Annotated in this window: 19 protein-coding genes; 12 read left to right on the top strand and 7 right to left on the bottom strand. The window is 39.2% G+C overall.

What is annotated here, in order from left to right:
* The first annotated feature begins 8 nt into the window (after positions 1–8).
* The 4 genes from dnaE to tilS all read left to right on the top strand — a co-directional run bounded on the left by dnaE (position 9) and on the right by tilS (position 6,862).
* On the top strand, positions 9–3,491 hold the full coding sequence (gene dnaE, locus PR725_RS00095; protein ID WP_272567007.1) for a DNA polymerase III subunit alpha: 3,483 nt from the start codon (positions 9–11) through the stop codon (positions 3,489–3,491).
* 12 nt (positions 3,492–3,503) lie between these two features.
* Positions 3,504–4,463: an acetyl-CoA carboxylase carboxyl transferase subunit alpha gene (gene accA, locus PR725_RS00090; RefSeq protein WP_109911808.1), complete on the top strand. Its 960-nt coding sequence runs from the start codon at positions 3,504–3,506 to the stop codon at positions 4,461–4,463.
* 145 nt (positions 4,464–4,608) lie between these two features.
* Positions 4,609–5,496, top strand: a complete 888-nt coding sequence (locus PR725_RS00085) for a DMT family transporter (protein WP_109911809.1) — start codon at positions 4,609–4,611, stop codon at positions 5,494–5,496.
* A gap of 13 nt (positions 5,497–5,509) precedes the next feature.
* On the top strand, positions 5,510–6,862 hold the full coding sequence (gene tilS, locus PR725_RS00080; protein WP_110731774.1) for a tRNA lysidine(34) synthetase TilS: 1,353 nt from the start codon (positions 5,510–5,512) through the stop codon (positions 6,860–6,862).
* A 63-nt stretch (positions 6,863–6,925) separates the two neighbouring features.
* On the opposite strand, the gene rof is transcribed toward tilS, so the two are convergent.
* Positions 6,926–7,189 carry a Rho-binding antiterminator gene (rof, locus tag PR725_RS00075; protein ID WP_004908806.1) on the bottom strand — a complete coding sequence of 88 codons (264 nt, stop codon included), beginning with the start codon at positions 7,187–7,189 and terminating at the stop codon, positions 6,926–6,928.
* A 271-nt stretch (positions 7,190–7,460) separates the two neighbouring features.
* Here rof and nlpE point away from each other — a divergent pair, with 271 nt between their 5' ends.
* From nlpE to chbG, 7 genes are all read left to right on the top strand, one after another.
* A complete protein-coding gene (gene nlpE / locus PR725_RS00070) occupies positions 7,461–8,117 on the top strand; it encodes an envelope stress response activation lipoprotein NlpE (protein WP_109911812.1) in 657 nt (218 codons plus the stop codon).
* Between the two features lie 371 nt (positions 8,118–8,488).
* Positions 8,489–8,809, top strand: a complete 321-nt coding sequence (locus PR725_RS00065; RefSeq protein WP_004908810.1) for a PTS sugar transporter subunit IIB — start codon at positions 8,489–8,491, stop codon at positions 8,807–8,809.
* A 115-nt stretch (positions 8,810–8,924) separates the two neighbouring features.
* Entirely contained in the window at positions 8,925–10,283 is a 1,359-nt protein-coding gene (chbC, locus tag PR725_RS00060) for a PTS N,N'-diacetylchitobiose transporter subunit IIC (RefSeq protein ID WP_036957985.1), read from the top strand.
* Positions 10,284–10,327: 44 nt separating this feature from the next.
* The gene (gene chbA / locus PR725_RS00055; RefSeq protein WP_004908815.1) at positions 10,328–10,675 is read left to right on the top strand and encodes a PTS N,N'-diacetylchitobiose transporter subunit IIA; all 348 of its coding nucleotides are present in this window, start codon (positions 10,328–10,330) and stop codon (positions 10,673–10,675) included.
* Between the two features lie 10 nt (positions 10,676–10,685).
* Positions 10,686–11,552 carry a transcriptional regulator ChbR gene (gene chbR / locus PR725_RS00050; RefSeq protein ID WP_272566998.1) on the top strand — a complete coding sequence of 289 codons (867 nt, stop codon included), beginning with the start codon at positions 10,686–10,688 and terminating at the stop codon, positions 11,550–11,552.
* 108 nt (positions 11,553–11,660) lie between these two features.
* Positions 11,661–13,013 carry a 6-phospho-beta-glucosidase gene (locus tag PR725_RS00045; RefSeq protein ID WP_109911821.1) on the top strand — a complete coding sequence of 451 codons (1,353 nt, stop codon included), beginning with the start codon at positions 11,661–11,663 and terminating at the stop codon, positions 13,011–13,013.
* Positions 13,014–13,048: 35 nt separating this feature from the next.
* Positions 13,049–13,798 carry a chitin disaccharide deacetylase gene (gene chbG, locus PR725_RS00040; protein WP_272566994.1) on the top strand — a complete coding sequence of 250 codons (750 nt, stop codon included), beginning with the start codon at positions 13,049–13,051 and terminating at the stop codon, positions 13,796–13,798.
* A gap of 62 nt (positions 13,799–13,860) precedes the next feature.
* Here chbG and proS read toward each other — a convergent pair whose 3' ends face one another.
* From proS to metN, 6 genes are all read right to left on the bottom strand, one after another.
* A complete protein-coding gene (gene proS, locus PR725_RS00035; RefSeq protein WP_272566990.1) occupies positions 13,861–15,579 on the bottom strand; it encodes a proline--tRNA ligase in 1,719 nt (572 codons plus the stop codon).
* Positions 15,580–15,678: 99 nt separating this feature from the next.
* A complete protein-coding gene (tsaA, locus tag PR725_RS00030) occupies positions 15,679–16,398 on the bottom strand; it encodes a tRNA (N6-threonylcarbamoyladenosine(37)-N6)-methyltransferase TrmO (RefSeq protein ID WP_109911815.1) in 720 nt (239 codons plus the stop codon).
* A gap of 7 nt (positions 16,399–16,405) precedes the next feature.
* Entirely contained in the window at positions 16,406–16,807 is a 402-nt protein-coding gene (rcsF, locus tag PR725_RS00025) for an Rcs stress response system protein RcsF (RefSeq protein WP_004908829.1), read from the bottom strand.
* A 122-nt stretch (positions 16,808–16,929) separates the two neighbouring features.
* Positions 16,930–17,751 (bottom strand): MetQ/NlpA family lipoprotein, encoded by an 822-nt coding sequence (locus tag PR725_RS00020; protein WP_004257378.1) that lies wholly within the window; start codon positions 17,749–17,751, stop codon positions 16,930–16,932.
* Positions 17,752–17,810: 59 nt separating this feature from the next.
* A complete protein-coding gene (gene metI, locus PR725_RS00015; RefSeq protein ID WP_004257375.1) occupies positions 17,811–18,464 on the bottom strand; it encodes a methionine ABC transporter permease MetI in 654 nt (217 codons plus the stop codon).
* Positions 18,457–19,488, bottom strand: a complete 1,032-nt coding sequence (gene metN / locus PR725_RS00010; RefSeq protein ID WP_228367196.1) for a methionine ABC transporter ATP-binding protein MetN — start codon at positions 19,486–19,488, stop codon at positions 18,457–18,459. Before metN ends, metI begins: the two co-directional genes overlap by 8 nt.
* 168 nt (positions 19,489–19,656) lie before the next feature.
* Here metN and gmhB point away from each other — a divergent pair, with 168 nt between their 5' ends.
* Complete coding sequence (gene gmhB, locus PR725_RS00005) at positions 19,657–20,223, top strand: D-glycero-beta-D-manno-heptose 1,7-bisphosphate 7-phosphatase (RefSeq protein ID WP_004915273.1); 567 nt, start codon at positions 19,657–19,659, stop codon at positions 20,221–20,223.
* Positions 20,224–20,272: the final 49 nt, after the last annotated feature.

Below are 20,272 nucleotides of genomic sequence, written 5' to 3'. Positions count from 1 at the left end.
TTAGGTCGATGGCATCACCTCGTTTTATTCATTTACGTGTTCACAGTGACTATTCCATGATTGATGGGCTAGCCAAAACGGGGCCACTGGTTAAAAAAGTGGCTTCAATGGGCATGCCTGCGTTTGCGATCACCGATTTTACTAACCTTTGTGGGCTAATCCGGTTTTATGGTGCAGCACATGGTGCAGGGATCAAACCCATTATTGGTGCTGATTTTTATGTGGAAAGTGAACTATTGGGTGATGAAATATCTCACTTAACTGTTTTAGCACGTAATAATGAAGGTTATCAAAACCTTACCCTACTCATTTCTGAAGCGTACCAAAAAGGCTATGGTGCGGTTGGACCAACAATTAAACGTGAGTGGCTGGCTAAGCACAAAGATGGTTTGATTCTACTCTCTGGTGGCCGTAAAGGGGATGTCGGGCAATGTCTATTAAGAGGTAATCAAGCCTTAGTGGATGAGTGCCTTGCATTCTATGAAACGCATTTTCCAGATTGCTACTACTTAGAATTAGTCAGAACAGGGCGGCCAGATGAAGAAAGTTATCTGCATGCGGCTGTCGAGTTAGCAACTAAAAAAGGCTTGCCTGTTGTTGCAACGAATGATGTTTGCTTCATTGAAAGTAGTGATTTCGACGCCCATGAAATACGTGTTGCTATCCATGATGGTTTTACATTAGCTGATCCGAAAAGGCCTAAAAATTATAGCCCTCAGCAATATTTACGTTCCGAAGAAGAGATGTGTGAGCTATTTGCTGACATCCCTGAAGCGTTAGAAAACAGTGTAGAGATTGCTAAGCGTTGTAACGTCACGATTCGCCTTGGTGAATACTTCTTACCGCAATTCCCAACAGGGGATATGAAAACCGAAGACTTTTTGGTTATGCGGTCAAAAGAAGGGTTAGAAGAGCGCCTCGAGTTTTTATTCCCAGACGAAAAAGTACGAGCGGAAAAACGCCCTGAATACGATGAGCGTCTGGAAATTGAACTTAACGTGATTAATCAGATGGGGTTCCCCGGTTACTTCTTGATCGTGATGGAATTTATCCAATGGTCAAAAGATAATGGCGTACCTGTGGGGCCGGGGCGAGGTTCCGGTGCGGGCTCTTTAGTTGCTTATGCCCTTAAAATTACGGATCTTGATCCGCTTGAGTTTGACTTGCTTTTTGAGCGTTTCTTGAATCCGGAACGTGTTTCGATGCCTGACTTTGATGTCGATTTCTGTATGGAAAAACGCGACCAAGTGATTGATCACGTAGCCCAAATGTATGGGCGTGACGCTGTTTCACAGATCATTACTTTCGGTACGATGGCCGCCAAAGCGGTTATCCGTGACGTGGGGCGCGTACTTGGGCACCCATATGGTTTTGTTGATAGAATTTCAAAATTAGTGCCGCCAGACCCCGGTATGACACTGGAAAAAGCGTTCGAAGCAGAACCACAGCTACCTGAAATTTATGAGGCTGATGAAGAGGTTAAAGCGCTTATCGATATGGCGCGTAAGCTCGAAGGTGTCACACGAAATGCTGGTAAACATGCGGGTGGGGTGGTTATCGCTCCAACTAAAATTACTGACTTTGCGCCGCTTTATTGTGATGCGGAAGGTAATAACCCTGTCACACAATTCGATAAAAACGATGTCGAATATGCGGGGTTAGTGAAGTTTGACTTCCTTGGTTTACGGACATTGACGATCATTAACTGGGCGTTGGAAATGATCAACGCGCGTCGAGCTAAGAAAAATTTAGAACCGATTGATATTGCAGCTATTCCGCTACACGATCAAAAAAGCTTTGATATGCTGCAGCGCTCAGAAACCACAGCGGTATTCCAGTTAGAATCCCGTGGAATGAAGGACTTAATTAAGCGATTACGCCCCGACTGCTTCGAGGATATGATCGCACTGGTGGCATTGTTCCGTCCCGGGCCACTGCAATCAGGCATGGTAGATAACTTTATTGACCGTAAACATGGTCGTGAAGAAATATCGTACCCAGATGTACAATGGCAACATGAATCATTAAAACCTGTTCTAGAGCCCACATATGGGATTATTTTATACCAAGAACAGGTTATGCAGATTGCTCAGGTTTTAGCTGGCTATACGCTTGGCGGTGCGGATATGCTGCGTCGTGCGATGGGTAAAAAGAAACCTGAGGAAATGGCGAAGCAGCGTTCTGTTTTTGAAGAAGGTGCAATTAAAAACGGAGTAGACGGCGAGCTATCAATGAAAATCTTTGACTTGGTAGAGAAATTTGCCGGTTATGGGTTTAATAAATCGCATTCAGCTGCCTATGCTTTAGTTTCTTATCAAACATTATGGTTAAAAGCGCACTATCCCGCTGAATTTATGGCTGCAGTTATGACCGCGGATATGGATAACACGGAAAAAGTGGTTGGTTTAGTTGATGAATGTTGGCGAATGGGCTTAAAAGTATTGCCGCCAGATATCAATAGTGGGCTTTATCACTTCCATGTGAATGATGAAGGTGAGATAGTTTACGGTATCGGTGCAATCAAAGGAGTCGGCGAAGGCCCGATCGAAGCGATTGTTGAAGCTCGTCAACAAGGCGGCATCTTTAAAGAGATTTTTGACCTTTGTGCGCGAGTTGATATTAAAAAAATTAACCGTCGTGTGATGGAAAAGCTTATCATGGCAGGGGCATTTGACCGATTAGGCCCTCATCGTGCAGCGTTGATGTCTTCCCTTGAGGATGCGTTAAAAGCAGCTGACCAACATGCTAAAGCAGAGGCAATAGGCCAAGCAGATATGTTTGGTGTACTAGCTGAAGCACCTGAACAAGTTGAAAGTTCATATGCAAGTGTACCTAAATGGCCAGAGCAAGTAGTATTGGATGGTGAACGAGAGACGCTTGGTTTATATTTAACAGGGCATCCAATAACGCGATACTTGAGCGAAATAGAGCGCTATACTAATGGGCTTAGATTAAAAGATGTGAACCCCACCCCTCGTGGTCAAGTAACAACTGTGGTAGGTTTAGTACTTTCAGCTAAAGTGATTACAACCAAGCGTGGAAATAGAATAGGGATTTGTACGCTTGATGATCGTTCCGGTCGTCTGGATATTATGTTATTTTCAGATGCACTCGATAAGTACCAACATATGTTGGAAAAAGACAATATCCTGATAGCCACCGGTCAGGTCAGCTTTGATGATTTCAATGGTGGTAATAAAATGACAGTGCGTGAGTTAATGGATATTAGTGAAGCAAGGGAAAAATATGCACGAGGACTTGCAATTTCACTGTCAGATAAACAAATTAACGATCAATTGCTGAACCGGCTTCGCAGTACTCTTGAACCTCATCGTTCAGGAACGATCCCGGTTCATCTGTATTACCAGAAGGATGATGCCAGAGCCAAGCTTAAATTTGGTGTTGTTTGGCGTGTGACGCCAGTGGATCCCCTTTTGAACGATCTTCGAACTCTGCTGGGTAGTGAGCAGGTAGAATTAGAATTTGACTAAAATAGGAATATTATGAGTCTGGATTTTCTTGATTTTGAACAGCCAATCGCGGAATTAGAGGCGAAAATTGATTCTCTAACAGCGGTTAGCCGTCAAGATAACAACTTAGAAGTTAACCTAGATGAAGAGGTTGCTCGTTTACGTGAAAAAAGTGTTGAACTGACACGTAAAATTTTCTCTGATCTTGGGGCTTGGCAAATAGCTAAACTCGCTCGTCACCCACGTCGTCCATATACATTGGATTATATTTCTCGCATTTTTACTGATTTCCAAGAATTAGCAGGGGATCGCGCTTATGCAGATGATAAAGCCATTGTCGGTGGAATGGCGCGTTTGGATGGTCGTCCAGTCATGATTATTGGGCATCAGAAAGGGCGTGAGACAAAAGAAAAAATCCGTCGTAATTTTGGTATGCCAGCCCCAGAAGGTTACCGTAAGGCACTGCGTTTGATGGAACTGGCTGAGCGTTTTAACTTACCTATTATCACCTTTATTGATACTCCAGGTGCTTATCCGGGAGTTGGTGCTGAAGAGCGTGGTCAGTCAGAGGCTATCGCACGTAATTTACGTGAAATGTCACGTTTATCTGTCCCAGTCATTTGTACCGTTATTGGTGAAGGTGGCTCTGGTGGTGCACTTGCTATCGGTGTGGGTGATAAAGTCAATATGCTGCAATACAGCACTTATTCTGTTATTTCACCAGAAGGCTGTGCATCTATTCTATGGAAAAGTGCAGATAAAGCACCATTAGCAGCAGAAGCAATGGGGATTACCGCCCCACGTCTTAAAGAACTGAAATTAATTGATAATGTTATTCCTGAGCCATTAGGCGGTGCACATCGTAATTATGATGAAATTGCAGAACAGCTAAAAGCACGCCTAACCGAGGACTTAGAGGAATTAGAATTATTAGATGCTGAAGCATTGAAAAACCGTCGCTATCAGCGCCTGATGGACTATGGTTATTGTTAATCATTAACAGCTAATCATTAATAAATACGGGAGTTTGCTTTTGCCAGCTCCCGTTTTTATTTTTAAGCTAGTCATTTTTAATGATAACCGAGTGTTTTGATTTAAATTATTCATCTGCTGAAAATAACTATAGATAGGGACTAGGGTGCGACAATATAATTATTTGCTATATGCTTTTACTTGCGTGTTGATATGGAGCTTTATTCCTATTGTCTCTCGTTTTGGGCAAGAAGGCATGGACAGCTTTCAATTCCTGTTCTGGTCGAACGTAATATCTGCGATATCTGTGATTATTGTTGCTTTTGCTTCAGGCTATCGACTGACAAAACTGTTTATTTTGCCAAGAGATATATTAGTCAAAGTCTTTGTTCTTGGCTTTCTTGACTGTTTATTCTATTTGTTGCTGTACTACGGATATTCCATTGAGAATGGTATAGCGGTATTGGTCATTCAATATAGTTGGCCATTAGTTATTATCTTGTTATCAGTAGTATTGCTAAAAGACAAATTAGCTGGAAGACAAATAATTGGTATCATAATCGGTTTTATTGCGGTGATTATTACTTTTACCAAAGGGCAAATTACGCAATTACATGTTGAAAACCCAACAGCGTTATTACTGGTTTTTAGTGGTGCGTTTTGCTTTGCCCTAATGTCAGTTTTCTCCCGTCAATATTCGATTGACCCCTATATTAGTACTGTATGGTTATTTATTTTTTCAACGCTGACTTCTTTTGTCTTATTGATGCTGTTTAGTGAAATGCGATTACCTTCAAAAGCGGCTTTTTGGCCAACGTTGATTAATGGTATTTTAATCAACGGGGTGTCTTACATTTTATGGTTCAAGGCGATGAATACAGGGCACTCGGCGAAAATAGCTTCTGTGGTATTTTTGTCTCCCGTATTATCGGTGCTCTGGTTAGTGTTAATCTTAAATGATGCTTTTGAAATTGCGTATGCAATAGGGGTATTACTGGTAATTATTTCTGGTGTTCTGTGTGTTGGCGCAAAGAGCCAAAGTCAGAAGTTGTGAGAAGGGCGAATAAATGTCACAGCATTCGCAAGTCATTGTTGATAGGGTTCTTAATAAAATAAGCGGTATCGAAAAAATTCTAGTGGGATTCAGTGGTGGTATTGACTCAACAGTTTTATTACATGCACTTTATCTTATTCGAAAGAAACAGCTTCCTCTATTAGAGGTTCGCGCTATTCATATTCATCATGGGTTGAATAGAAAAGCAAATGAATGGGAGCAGCATTGTGCTCAATTGTGTTTACAGTGGGACATTCCTTTCATTTGCCGACACGTAGTGGTTGATTCAAGCCAAAAAGGTATTGAAGCAGCGGCACGAGATGCCCGTTATCAGGCTTACCGAGAAGAATTACAAGAAGGTGAGGTGCTAGTTACGGCTCAACACCTTGATGATCAAGCAGAAACTTTCATGTTAGCGTTAAAGCGTGGTAGTGGGCCAGCAGGGTTGTCTTCAATGCCTGAACAATTAGCGTTTTCAGCATGTTGCGGTTCAACATCGCTGCTACGACCATTACTCTCAACACCCCGTATAGCGCTAGAAGCTTATATGCAAGAGCAGCAATTATCGTGGGTTGAAGACGATAGTAACCAAGATGATCGTTATGATAGAAATTTTTTACGCCTGAATATCATGCCTGTTTTGACTGAGCGTTGGCCGCATTTTTCTAGTGCAGTTGCCCGCAGCGCAGCGTTATGTGCAGAGCAAGAAACATTACTTGATGAGTTATTAAAGGATTCCCTTGATGAAATGATGGATTATCGAGGGGGGCTATTTATTGATGACTTGAAAGCCTGTTCATCAGCAAAACGCAATGCACTTATTCGCCGCTGGATTGGTCTGCATCAGCTACCAATGCCACCATTTAACCAATTGGAACGTATTTGGCAAGAAGTGGCGTTAGCTCGGCAGGATGCGGATCCTATTTGCCGTTTAGGGCAATTCGAAATTCGCCGTTATCAAGGTACGTTGTGGGTTGTTAAGCGCATTAATAGCTTAGCTAATCAACAATTTGAATGGATTTATCCTGAGGCTTTTGAGTTACCTGAATCCTTAGGAATTTTACAAATTATGGAAGGTGAGGGGCAAATACGTCCACCATTTTCACATGAAAATGTGACGGTTCGTTTTGGGCTGCAAGGCACGCTCAATATTGTAGGACGGCATCGTTCCAGAAGCAGTAAGAAGATCTGGCAAGAATTAGGAGTAGCTCCATGGATGAGAGAAAGAGTGCCTCTAATTTATTATAACGACCAGCTCATTACTGCGGTGGGGTGTTTTATTACTCCTGAAGGAATGGCTGATGAAGCGACTCTTGGTATTGCTATTGATTGGCAAAAAGAGAGTGAATTTAAGGTGTTGAGTTAATGAGAAGCCCCTTATGACTGTGATTACCATAAGGGGCCATAGAAGGACTCAAAATAGCGAGTATTAGTGAGAGTGGTCGACAACAATCGTGCCGATTTCTGGATGACTGAAGGAAATTATGCAATCCAATCTTAACTCCTTGGTTCCTTCATGTGTCTCAACAATCAGGTACTCAACTTTTTTTCGTAGGAGTAAATCATTGGCCTGCCCCTCAATATTCACGCCGTCATTAAGTGCTATTTGCAATTTTAGCTGACGTTGGCATGCGATTTCTAGATATTCGTAATCATCACAATTGATAGGTTGATATTCAGTATCTGTAGACATATTCCCTCACCACTGTGTTAGTGGCGGTTATTGCCGCCTTGAACATGTTGTACCAAGCAAAAATGTGCTTAGTACGATAATAGCACAGTAACTTTAATAACTATAATCACAGCACTGGGAAAAAGACAATTCTTATTCACCAAATCAATGCATAACGTATTTTATCAGTAATGTCCGAATTTTCTTATGTTTACCATATTTTTATTAGATGAAATGCTATGATGTTTATATTGGTTAATAAGTTAAAACACATGGTTTTAAGGGAATTATAATGAAAAAATCACTAATGTTAGTCTTAATGGCGGTTGGAAGCATTACGTTAGCTGGCTGTCAGAGTGCGACAAAAAATATTGATGCAGCACCAGTCGATAAAGTATATACAGGCGTTTTACCTTGTGCAGATTGCTCTGGTATTGAGGCGACATTGTTAGTTAACCAAGACGGTAGTTATGTTGAGCAGCTTGTCTACTTAGGAACGAAAGATGGTGATACTGCTTTCCATGATACTGGTAAATGGAATATAGAAAATAATAAATTACGTGCAACTAATCCTAAAGGTGAGAGCACTTATTTTGCTCAATCAGCAGATGGCCAATCAATGACCTTACTGGATTTAGATGGTAACCCGATTGAAACACAGATGAATTATACATTAGACCAAGTTAAGCCAAGTAAAAAAGTGGGGCAATACCGCTATATGGCAGATGCAGCTGTATTCACAGAGTGCGCTAGTGGTCGTCAATATGCAGCTTCTGGTATCGAATTAGAAAAAGCGTATGGAGAAACGGGTGTAGATGGTGGTACGCCAGTCTACGCTGAAATTGAAGGTTATTATACCATTCGTCCTTCAATGGAAGATGGTCAGTTCGACTCAGCATTAGTACCAACAGGTACAATTAAATTCGACAAATCGGCTTCTTGTAACTAATTCGTATTTTTTCCTTTCTTAAAAGACCCACTTCAGTTGAAGTGGGTCTTTTTCTTTCGGACTCCTAAATTATCGACTAACGCCTCGTATTCTCTATCTTTAATTCATTTCTTATCATTATTTGACATCAGTATAACTTTTTTATTGACGCAAAATATTTATATAAATGTGAAGGTCGTCATAGCTGCTGGTCAATAGGAGACAATTGTTGCTCAGTTTGAATTATCGAAAAGGCTGGGAAGGCAGTATACTCAATTCAACTAGAGATAATTATACTCTTTAGCGTGTAGGGCTGAGTTATATGATAAGTCTATAAGAAAACTTATAAGTCACAGCGGTAATAAAAAATAGAACGAATTAAAGGATAAGGAATGAATAAGAAAAATATTTATCTATTTTGTTCTGCAGGTATGTCTACCTCACTGCTAGTTAACAAAATGAGACAGCAAGCAGAAAAATATGATGTACCTGTCAATATTGAAGCCTTCCCTGAAAGCTTAGCTTCAGAGAAGGGTGTAGATGCGGATGTAATATTGCTGGGCCCGCAAATCGCGTGGATGTTATCGGATATTCAGAAATTATTACCTAATAAGCCAGTTGAAGTTATTGATTCACTTTTATACGGAAAAGTGGATGGGCTTGGTGTACTAAAAGTCGCTGTTGCAATCATAAAACAACAATCGGCAAGCTAGTATCAAAAAGCTATTTACTACCTCTACAACATAATAACTCCATCGACATGAACGCTATTAATACAACGTAATTAGTTAAGAATGGAGCACACTCAAAAAAATTGAGGGTAATTTTATGAGTCTTTTTATCACTTCGCTTGAAAAGGTTCTCCTTCCATTCGCAGTTAGATTGGGAAAGCAACCTCATGTTAATGCAATAAAGAATGGTTTTATTCGAATTATGCCTCTGACATTAGTTGGGGCAATGTTTGTGCTAATTAATAATGTTTTTCTGAGTTTTGATACAGGGTCTTTTTTCTATTCTTTGGGCGTTAGACTAGAACCCTCAACGATAGAAACACTAAATGGCTTTAAAGCCATCGGTGGAAATGTTTATAACGGGACATTGGGGATAATGTCCTTAATGGCACCTTTTTTTATTGCAATGGCACTGGCGGAAGAACGTAAGGTGGATCCTCTAGCGGCTGGTTTGTTAGCCGTTGCATCTTTCATGACAGTAACACCTTATGACGTCAATGGTGCTTATGCTGTTGGTGCTAACTGGCTCGGTGGGGCAAATATCATTTCAGGGATCATTCTAGGGCTAGTCGTTGCTGAAATGTTCACTTTTATTGTTCGCCGTAATTGGGTGATCAGATTACCCGATAGCGTACCTCCATCTGTATCTCGTTCATTTTCTGCACTTATTCCTGGTTTTATTATCTTATCCATTATGGGAATTGTGTCGTGGGCATTAAGCGGTATTAGTAGTAACTTCCATCAAATTATAATGGATACAGTATCAACACCACTTGCTTCTATGGGGAATGTTGTTGGTTGGGCATATGTTGTATTTACGTCTCTACTATGGTTCTTTGGTATTCACGGTTCTCTCGCATTAACCGCATTAGATAGTGGCATAATGACCCCATGGGCATTGGAAAACGTGTCTTTGTATGCTGAATATGGCTCAGTTGACGCTGCGATTGCTGCGGGTAAGTCTTTCCATATGTGGGCAAAACCGATGCTTGATTCCTATGTGTTCTTAGGTGGAACCGGTGCTACATTAGGATTAATTATTGCTATCTTTATTGCATCACGCCGTGCCGATCATCGTCAGGTTGCGAAATTAGCATTACCAGCGGGTATTTTCCAAATTAATGAGCCGATTATTTTTGGTCTACCCATTATTATGAACCCAGTAATGTTTATTCCATTTATTCTTATTCAGCCTTTATTGGCGGGAATAATGGTCGCGGCTTATTATCTAGGGATTATCCCGCCAGTGACGAATATTGCACCATGGACGATGCCTACTGGGCTAGCTGCATTCTTCAATACAAATGGTAGTATTGCCGCTTTATTACTTGCATTATTTAACCTTGGTGTGGCCGTACTCGTTTATCTTCCATTTGTTGTGATTTCTAATAAAGCACAAAACACAATTGATGAAGAAGAAAGTGAAGAAGATATTGCTAACGCACTTAAATTTTAAAATAGGGAGGAGCTTGCTCCTCTCATTAAAATAGAGATAAAAATATGTTTGAGCTTAATGATATCCAAGAAAATGCCACTACGGATGAACTTGAAGAAGTTGTCATGGGACTGATTATTAATGCAGGGCAAGCAAGAAGCTTAGCTTACACCGCATTAAAAAAAGCGAAAGAAGGTGATTTTGTGACCGCAAAAAGTTTAATGGCGCAATCTCATTCCTCGTTGAATGAAGCTCATAAAGTGCAAACTCAGTTAATTGAAAGTGATATGGGGGAAGGGCGAATCAAAGTAAGCCTAGTCCTAGTTCATGCGCAGGATCATTTAATGAACGCAATGTTAGCCCGTGAATTAATTACAGAGTTAATTGAATTACATGAAAAACTAAACCATTAGAGAGAGGGTCATGATGCAGACACTGATGAATAGAACCGACACTAATGCTGAAATTAAACTAGTTCAAGAAAGTGAACTTTTTAATAATAAAACCTTTCATGTCTTTATTTATAATAAAGTTGAGAGTGCAAGTGGACTGCATCAACATGATTATTATGAATATATGATCGTTTTAACGGGGCGTTGTTATCAAATAATTAATGGAAAAAAAGTTTTATTAGAACGAGGAGATTTCATTTTTCTTCCAATAGGGTCTTATCACGAAAGTGCTTATGATTTTGGGCTAACACGAATATTGAATGTGGGTATCAGTAAATCATTTTTTGATAAACATTACTTACCACTATTACCAAGTTGTTTTGTTGCATCACAGGGTTATCAATTGAAAAATGAGTTTATGGCTTATATAGAATCCGTAATCGCATCATTAAATTTTCGTGATAGCGAATTTAATGAATTTATTGAGTTAGTTACATTTAATGTAGTAAATCGATTACGCCATTATCGTGAAAAAAGTATGCGAGATGATGCACCGCAGTGGTTAAAAAGCACATTGGAAGAAATGCATGATATCGCTATGTTTAGTGAGAGAGCTCTACAAAACATGATTTCTATAACGGGAAAATCACAAGAATACTTAACCCGGGCAACAAAAAGATATTATGGCAAAACGCCAATGCAGATTATTAATGATATCAGAATTAACTTTGCTAAAAAGCAACTTGAAATAACTAATTATTCAATTACAGATATTGCTTTTGAATCAGGTTATAGCAGCCCAAGTTTATTTGTAAAAAAATTTAAAGAGCTAACTTCATTAACACCGAGTGATTACAGAAAAAATCTATTTAGCGTTGAACAAAAAATGGTAGGTTAAATTATTATCTAAATAAGCTTTCCATTACTAAAATCTCTAGCATACCCATCTTTATATATAAGGATGGTGTGCTTTTCTATGTCTATTATAAAGGTCCATGAGGTTAATATGACTCGGAAATTAAAAGTTGTTACTATTGGAGGGGGGAGTAGCTACACTCCTGAATTACTGGAAGGTTTTATTAAACGTTACCATGAATTACCTATTACTGAATTATGGTTAGTGGATGTCGAAGAAGGTAAAGAAAAATTAGATATTATCTATAATTTATGCGAACGCATGGTTAAGCATGCCAATATACCTCTAAAGATATTTAAAACACTGGATAGGCGAGAAGCATTAAAAGATGCTGATTTCGTCACGACTCAATTAAGAGTTGGGCAATTAAAAGCGCGTGAATTAGATGAATCGATCCCTTTAAAACATGGTTATTTGGGACAAGAAACTAATGGTGCTGGTGGTTTATTCAAAGGGTTACGAACAATACCTGTGATTTTTGACATTATCAAAGATGTTGAAGAAATTTGCCCGAATGCTTGGATAATTAATTTTACTAACCCTGCTGGTATGGTGACTGAGGCTGTTTATCGGCATACTAATTTCACACGCTTTATTGGTGTTTGTAATATCCCTATCGGTATGAAAATGTTTATTACCGACGTTTTAAAACTATCTGATAGTGATGAATTATCTATCGATTTATTTGGTTTAAACCATATGGTTTTTATCAAAGATGTTATTGTAAATGGCTCATCGAGGTTTAATGAATTATTAGAGGGTATTGCCTCTGGAACGTTAAGTGCCAATTCAGTTAAAAACATTACTGACCTTGCTTTTGACGAAGGTCTAATTCGCGGGTTAAATCTGATCCCATGTTCCTATTTATTGTACTATTTTAAACCTAAGGAAATGCTAGCGATTGAGCTGGGTGAGTATTATAAAGGCGGTGCTAGGGCACAAGTCGTGCAAAAAGTTGAACATCAACTATTTGAACTATATAAAAACCCGACATTAGATGTAAAGCCTAAAGAGCTTGAATTAAGAGGTGGGGCTTATTATTCAGATGCAGCTTGTGAAGTCATCAATGCGATATACAATGATAAGCAAACGGAGCACTATGTTAATATTCCACATCATGGACATATCGATAATATTCCTGAAGACTGGACTGTCGAAATGACATGTATATTAGGTCGTGATGGTGCGAAACCGCACCCACGGGTAAAACATTTTGATGATAAAGTACTTGGTTTAATTTATACCTTAAAAAACTTTGAGATTGCGACTAGCCAAGCTGCAGTAAATGGTCAGTTTAATGATGTTTTATTGGCGATGAATTTAAACCCATTAATTCATTCTGATAACGATGCGCGTTTAATTTCTAAGGAATTACTTATCGCCCATAAAAAATATCTACCCAACTTTGCTAAAGCAATACAACAGCTTGAGCAAGAAGGTTAATTAGCCAGATAGCTTATAGAATTAAGGGAGAGCATATGGCTGTACTACTTATTGTAAATGCTGATGATTTTGGGCTCTGTGAAGCTGTCAATTATGGTATTATTGAATCTCATCGTAATGGGATAGTTCATTCAACTAGTGCGATGATGAATATGCCAGCAATATCCCATGCAGCTAAATTAAGCCAAGAAAATCCGAACTTAGCGGTGGGCATGCATTTTGTTTTAACTGCAGGAAAGCCCTTATCATCAATGCCTACACTCAGCCGTGATGGAATGTTGGGGAAATGGCTTTGGGATATTAATGATTTACCATTGATTGAGATTGAACAAGAGCTAAACTTGCAATATCAAAAGTTTATCGAAATTTTTGGTCAAAAACCTAGCCATATTGATAGCCATCATCATGTCCATATGATTGAAGGTATTTTTCCAATTGTAGTTGCTTTCGCCCAAGAGAAGGGAGTTGCATTACGCGTTGATCGTCAATTAGAGAAGAATTGGCCACCATTATCATATCAAGTGGTGAGTACGGACTGTTTTAGTAGCGAATTCTATGGTGATGAAATTTCAGAAACACTGTTTTTGAAGATTATTAATGAAGCTAAGGTACAAGGTAATAGATCTATTGAAGTTATGAGCCATCCTGCTTTTATTGATAATGCACTATTAAAAAGTAACTATGCATATCCACGTTTAAATGAATTGGAAGTTTTAACATCTGAAAACTTAAAATCACAAATTTTGGCACATGGCTTTAAGATTGGTTCGTACCGAGACATCTAAAGAAAAAGCCCAAATTCAAAGTAACCTAAATTTGGGCTTTATTTTCTAGCTTTTAACCTGTTTTATTTACCGAGCTTACCTTTTAGGAAGCTAACAATATTTTCTAAACCAACAAGTTCTTTATCATCACTTCGGCGTGATTTATATTCAATTTGGTTGTTGTCTAAGTTACGGTCACCAATAACGATAGTATATGGAACACCAATCAGCTCCATATCGGCAAACATCACACCAGGGCGCTCTTTACGGTCATCGAAAATCACATCAATACCGTTTGCTTTTAAGTCAGTGTAAAGTTTTTCTGCAACCTCTTTAACACGATAAGATTTGTGCATATTCATTGGTAAAATAGCCACTTGGAACGGAGCAATTGCATCCGGCCAAATAATTCCTCGGTCATCATGGCTTTGTTCAATGGCAGCGGCAACAATACGCGTTACACCAATACCATAACAACCCATGGTGACGATTTGGTTATGGCCATCTTCATTTTGGACCGATGCTTTCATTGCTTCTGAGTATTTAGTGCCTAATTGGAAAATGTGGCCAACTTCGATACCGCGTTTAATTTGTAGTACGCCTTTACCATCAGGGCTTGGGTCGCCTTCAACAACGTTACGTAAATCAAAAGCTTCTGGTAACGCTAAATCACGTTCCCAGTTGATGCCAAAATAGTGTTTGCCATCAATATTTGCGCCAGCACCAAAGTCGCTCATTACTGCAACGCTACGGTCGATAACAATCGGTAGAGGCATATTGACAGGGCCTAAAGAACCTGGGCCTGCATTCACCGCATTTCTGATTTCAGCTTCAGTGGCAAATTCTAATGGGCTAGCCACTAAAGGGTGTTTTTCTGCTTTGATTTCATTTAATTCATGGTCGCCACGAATTAATAAAGCGACTAAAGTGTGCCCTGAATCTTTTTTCGCGTGGACAATCAATGTCTTAACAGTTTTCTCAACAGGTAAATTGGATTGTTCGACAAGCTCTGCAATTGTTTTTGCATTTGGCGTATCAACAAGCCGCATTTCTTCTGTTGGAGCGCCACGAGGTGTTGTTGGTGCTAATGCTTCTGCGAATTCAATGTTAGCAGCATAATCAGATTCGGTAGAGAAAATAACGTCATCTTCACCATTTTTTGCTAATACTTGGAATTCGTGGGATGCGCTACCACCGATAGAGCCTGTATCAGCTTGAACAGCACGAAAATCAAAACCAATCCGCGTGAAAATTTTGCTGTAGGCTTCGTACATTGTATCGTAGGTTTCTTGCAATGATTCTTGGCTAGTGTGGAAAGAGTATGCATCTTTCATGATAAATTCACGTGAACGCATCACACCAAAACGTGGGCGAACTTCATCACGGAATTTGGTTTGAATTTGGAATAAATTCAATGGTAGTTGTTTGTAAGACGTAATTTCGTTACGCACTAAATCGGTGATCACTTCTTCATGGGTTGGGCCGAGAACAAACGGGCGCTCACCACGGTCAACAAAACGCAGCAATTCAGGGCCATACTGTTCCCAACGTCCACTTTCTTGCCATAAATCTGCAGGTTGGACGACGGGTAAAGATACCTCTATAGCGCCTGCATTTTCCATTTCTTCACGAACGATGGTTTCTACTTTTCGCAGAACACGCACACCAGTGGGTAACCAGTCATACAGACCAGAGGCAAGTTTACGGATCATTCCTGCACGCAGCATCAGCTGATGGCTGATAACTTCTGCATCCGCAGGGGTCTCTTTTAGAGTTGAGAGCAGATATTTGCTAGTACGCATTGTATAGGTTCCATTAGAACAACAAGTTATGGCAAACGACTTATTTGCCAAGGTATATAGTGAGCTAGTCTACCAGTGACGAAGACTTGTCAAAAGGGGTTAAGGTGATTTTTCGTATGGTTCAATAGCGAATACTTCAGTCACACCATCAATTACTCGCCAACGAATATTAAAATCTAATAAATGGACTGCATAGTCACGTATTTCAGTAGATTGTTTTTTATATGCAGGGCGAGGGTCTTGCATTAAAACTTGTGAAATAAATTGTTTAATACCCGGGTACTGACTTTGATAAGTATTTAATACAGTTTCTGTATGTGGGGTAAATATAACCGGCATATTATCTGAAGGTGTTTCTTGCGCATACCCTGCAGTTGCAGTAGGTATTGCCTCAGCGAAAGGTAAATAAGGTTTTATATCGATAACTGGGGTGCCATCAACCAAATCAAGACTACCAAGCTCAAGGATCACTTGGTTATTTTTTATTGTTATTCCATGTAATTCAACAAGTGACATACCTATTGGGTTTGGTCTAAATGTTGAACGGGTTGCGAAAACACCCATTTTATCATTGCCTCCTAGTCTTGGAGGACGCACTAGTGGCTTCCAGCCATTTTTCATCGTTTGATGAAAAATGAATAAAACCCAAACGTGGCTAAATTGATTGAGACCTCGGACTGCATTTGGCTGGTTAAATGGAGAATTTAGATGTAAGCGTCCCGCACCTCCCTGAACAAGTCCAGGTTGGCGAGGGATCGCAAACTTTTCTTTATAAGGTGATTCAATGTGCCCAATAACATTAAACTGAAAAGATTGCATAAGATACTTATTCAACAATTTTTAATGCACTGCCTTCGCAAATAGTTGCCTGGTAACAACCTGGGGAGGTCATAGTTTGGCACTGGTGTAAAAGTACTGCATCAGCCGCAATATAGGCAGCCTGTGATAACATACTGTTTTTTGCGGTATTCAAATTTGCCGGAGGGCTTTGAACACTTTCTCGACAAGATTCCCCAGAAACAACACCTAAATCTTTGAAAGGCATCCCTAATAATTCTTCTGGACTATTCATTAATTTAACGTTTGCAGTGTTTGGTTTTGTCTCACTCGGTACAGGTTTAGACAATTTCATACTAGTGAAACCTTTATTTTGCCCTGGACTCGTGTATTGGTTAATTCCACACCCGGCTAACAAAAATGTCACCAAAGTGAGCAATAACAGTCTCATAATTATACCTTTCTTATATTATTCAAAATAATGCCGTTGTTTTATAGTCTATAAATTACAAAAAATACTAGACGGCGTTAAGCCGTCTAGTATTTTAATCGTTTTTTAAATAATAAAAAAGATTACCAGCCTTTAACTGCACCACCATCGAAGACTTCGTTAGCTTTATTTGCCACTTCATCTGATTGATATGCTTGAATAAATTTCTTCACATTTTCGCTATCTTTATTATCTTCACGAGCAACAATAATATTTACGTAAGGAGAATCTTTATCTTCAACAAATAAACCATCTTTTGCTGGGGTTAATTTAGGTGTAGCACTACTCGCCCAAGTAGTATTGATGATCGCTAAGGCAATTTTTTGGTCATCTAAAGCACGAGGTAATTGAGGTGCTTCTAACTCAACAAATTTCAGGTCTTTCGGGTTTTCAACCACATCTAAAACCGTTGGCATTAAACCTGTACCATCTTTTAATTTAATTAAACCTTGTTGTTGTAATAACAGTAATGAACGGCCTAAGTTAGTTGGGTCATTTGGTAACGCAATTTGTGAACCATCTGCAAGTTCATCAACTGACTTAATCTTTTTAGAGTAAGCCGCAATTGGATAAATAAAAGTATTTCCAACAGGGACTAATTTATAGTTACGGTCTTTAATTTGCTGATCAAGATAAGGCTTGTGCTGGAATGCGTTCGCATCGATATCGCCTTTACTTAATGCTTCGTTTGGTAAGACGAAGTCATTAAATGAAACAAGCTCAACATTTAAACCGTATTTTTCTTTAGCTACTTTTTGCGCGACTTCAGCAACTTCTAATTCTTTGCCCATGATCACACCAACTTTAATGCTGTTAGCATCTTTCTCTTTTTCACCACAACCAGTGAGAACGAGTGTGCCTAATAGCGCGCCGACAACTGCGATAGATTTTAATTTAATAGACATTGGTTTACCCCTTTAAAACGGACTTTATAAGCACCTCAACGGCGCCGCTATTTTACTAACTATCGATGTGAAACTTTTTTCATTAAATACTCGCCACCAAACTGAATTAGATTTACTAAAATGACAAGTAGAACAATAACGGTATTCATCACAACAGGGTTATAGGTTTGATAACCATATTGTAGTGCGATTTGGCCTAAACCACCGGCACCAACTGCACCACCCATTGCAGAATATCCGACTAACATAATTAACGTGATAGTGGCTGCATTAATTAAACTTGGCAATGCTTCAGGGATTAAAATCTTACGAATAATCTGAAGTGGAGTTGCCCCCATTGCACGAGCTGATTCAATTAAACCACTTGGAATTTCTAATAACGCATTTTCAACCATACGAGCAATAAATGGTGCGGCCCCAATAGTTAAAGGCACGATAGCTGCTTTTAAACCAATGGTGGTACCAACAAGAAACGACGTTAATGGAATAATCCAAACTAGCAAAATAATAAACGGTACTGAACGGAAAATATTAACAACAACCGCAAGAGCACGATATAAGCCAACATTTTCCATAACTTGATCTTTGCGCGTAATATAGAGCAACACGCCTAAAGGTAAACCTAAAACAAAACCTAAAAAGCCGGAAACAAAGGTCATTGTGATAGTGTCAATTGTGCCGTTAATCAGCAGATAAATCATTCTCTCAGACATAACCCAAAACCTCTACTTTCACGTGGTGCTCTTTCAAAAATGCAATTGTGGACTCAACGCCACCATTGATGCCATGTAGCTCTGCTAGCATCACACCAAATTTCACGCCGCCAGCGTAGTCAATTTGTGAACTTAAAATATTAATATCAATATCAAACTTACGTACTGCCATTGAAATTAAAGGTGCATCAACAGACTGCCCTGTAAATTCGAGCTTAAGTAATGGAGATAGGTCTTGACCTGGTTCTGTTTTCAATCGTTCTTTATAATCATCTGGAATATCAATGACTAATGTTGACTGTATAAATGCTTGAGCGACAGGTGTTTTTGGGTGAGAGAATACTTCGCTCACTTTATCTTGCTCGATTAATTGACCTCCACTTATTACAGCAACTTGATCACAAATACGTTTTACAACATCCATTTCGTGAGTAATTAATAAGATAGTTAGTCCTAATCGGCGGTTAATATCTTTCAACAATTCTAAAATTGAACGAGTTGTCGCCGGGTCTAATGCACTTGTAGCTTCGTCACATAGCAATACTTTAGGGGAATTAGCTAATGCGCGAGCTATAGCTACACGTTGTTTTTGTCCGCCGGATAAATTCGCAGGATAAGCATCTTTCTTTTCACTTAAACCAACTAAATCTAGTAATTCATTCACACGCTCTTTAATTTTTTCTTTAGGCGTATTATCAAGCTCTAAAGGTAGAGCAACGTTATCAAAAACAGTGCGTGAAGATAACAAGTTAAAATGTTGAAAAATCATGCCAATGCCGCGACGTGCTCTCGTCAAGGTTTTTTCAGTCATCGACGTTAAATCTTGCCCATCAACAATAACTTGGCCTGAAGTTGGGCGCTCAAGCATATTTACGCAACGAATAAGCGTACTTTTACCTGCACCTGAAGCACCAATAACGCCATAGATCTGACCAGCAGGCACATGCAAGCTAATATCAGTAAGTGCTTGAATGTTACGGCTTCCTTGCTGGAAAATTTTATTAATATTTGAGAGCTTTATCATTTATAGTTTCTAACTTTATCTGAATTGTTTTTAGATAGTGTATCTAATAAGGTTGGATGTTAAGGCGTCTAGACGTCTAAGTCAATAAAGATTGTTCTATTTATTCTATTCTCCTTTTATTTCTTTTCATGAGATACTAAAAAAATACTAAATTTTAGGAGCAAACAGGTGAGTAACGGGATCCCAGCAGTCTTTTTAGATAGAGATGGAACAATTAATATCGATCATGGCTATGTGCATAAAATTGATGACTTCGAATTTATCGAAGGGTCAATTGAAGCAATGCTTGAATTAAAAAAGATGGGCTATGCATTAGTTATCGTAACCAACCAGTCAGGTATTGGTCGGGGAATTTATACAGAAGACCAGTTTATGCAACTAACAGAATGGATGGATTGGTCATTAGCAGATCGCGGTATTGACTTAGACGGTATTTATTTTTGCCCCCATCATACTGAAGCTACAGTAGAAGAATATCGCCAAGACTGTAATTGTCGTAAACCAAAACCTGGAATGCTATTAGATGCACAAGACTTTTTAAAGATAGATATGGCTTCATCCATTATGGTCGGTGACAAACTGGCTGATATGTTAGCAGGTAAAGGTGCTAACGTCGGTACGACCGTATTAGTAAAAAGTGGCGAGCCAGTCACAGATGAGGCAATTAATAATGCAGATCTTGTTATTAATAGTATTGCCGAACTGCCAGAAGCACTAAAAAGAATCAAAAAGTAGTCGTTTTGTGTGGTAAATAGGCAGTTAGAAAAAAAATGTAAAAAAACAC

It is taken from the genome of Providencia sp. PROV255, from assembly GCF_028478065.1.
GTDB lineage: Bacteria > Pseudomonadota > Gammaproteobacteria > Enterobacterales > Enterobacteriaceae > Providencia > Providencia rettgeri.
This window is presented reverse-complemented; position numbering and strand designations above follow the sequence as displayed.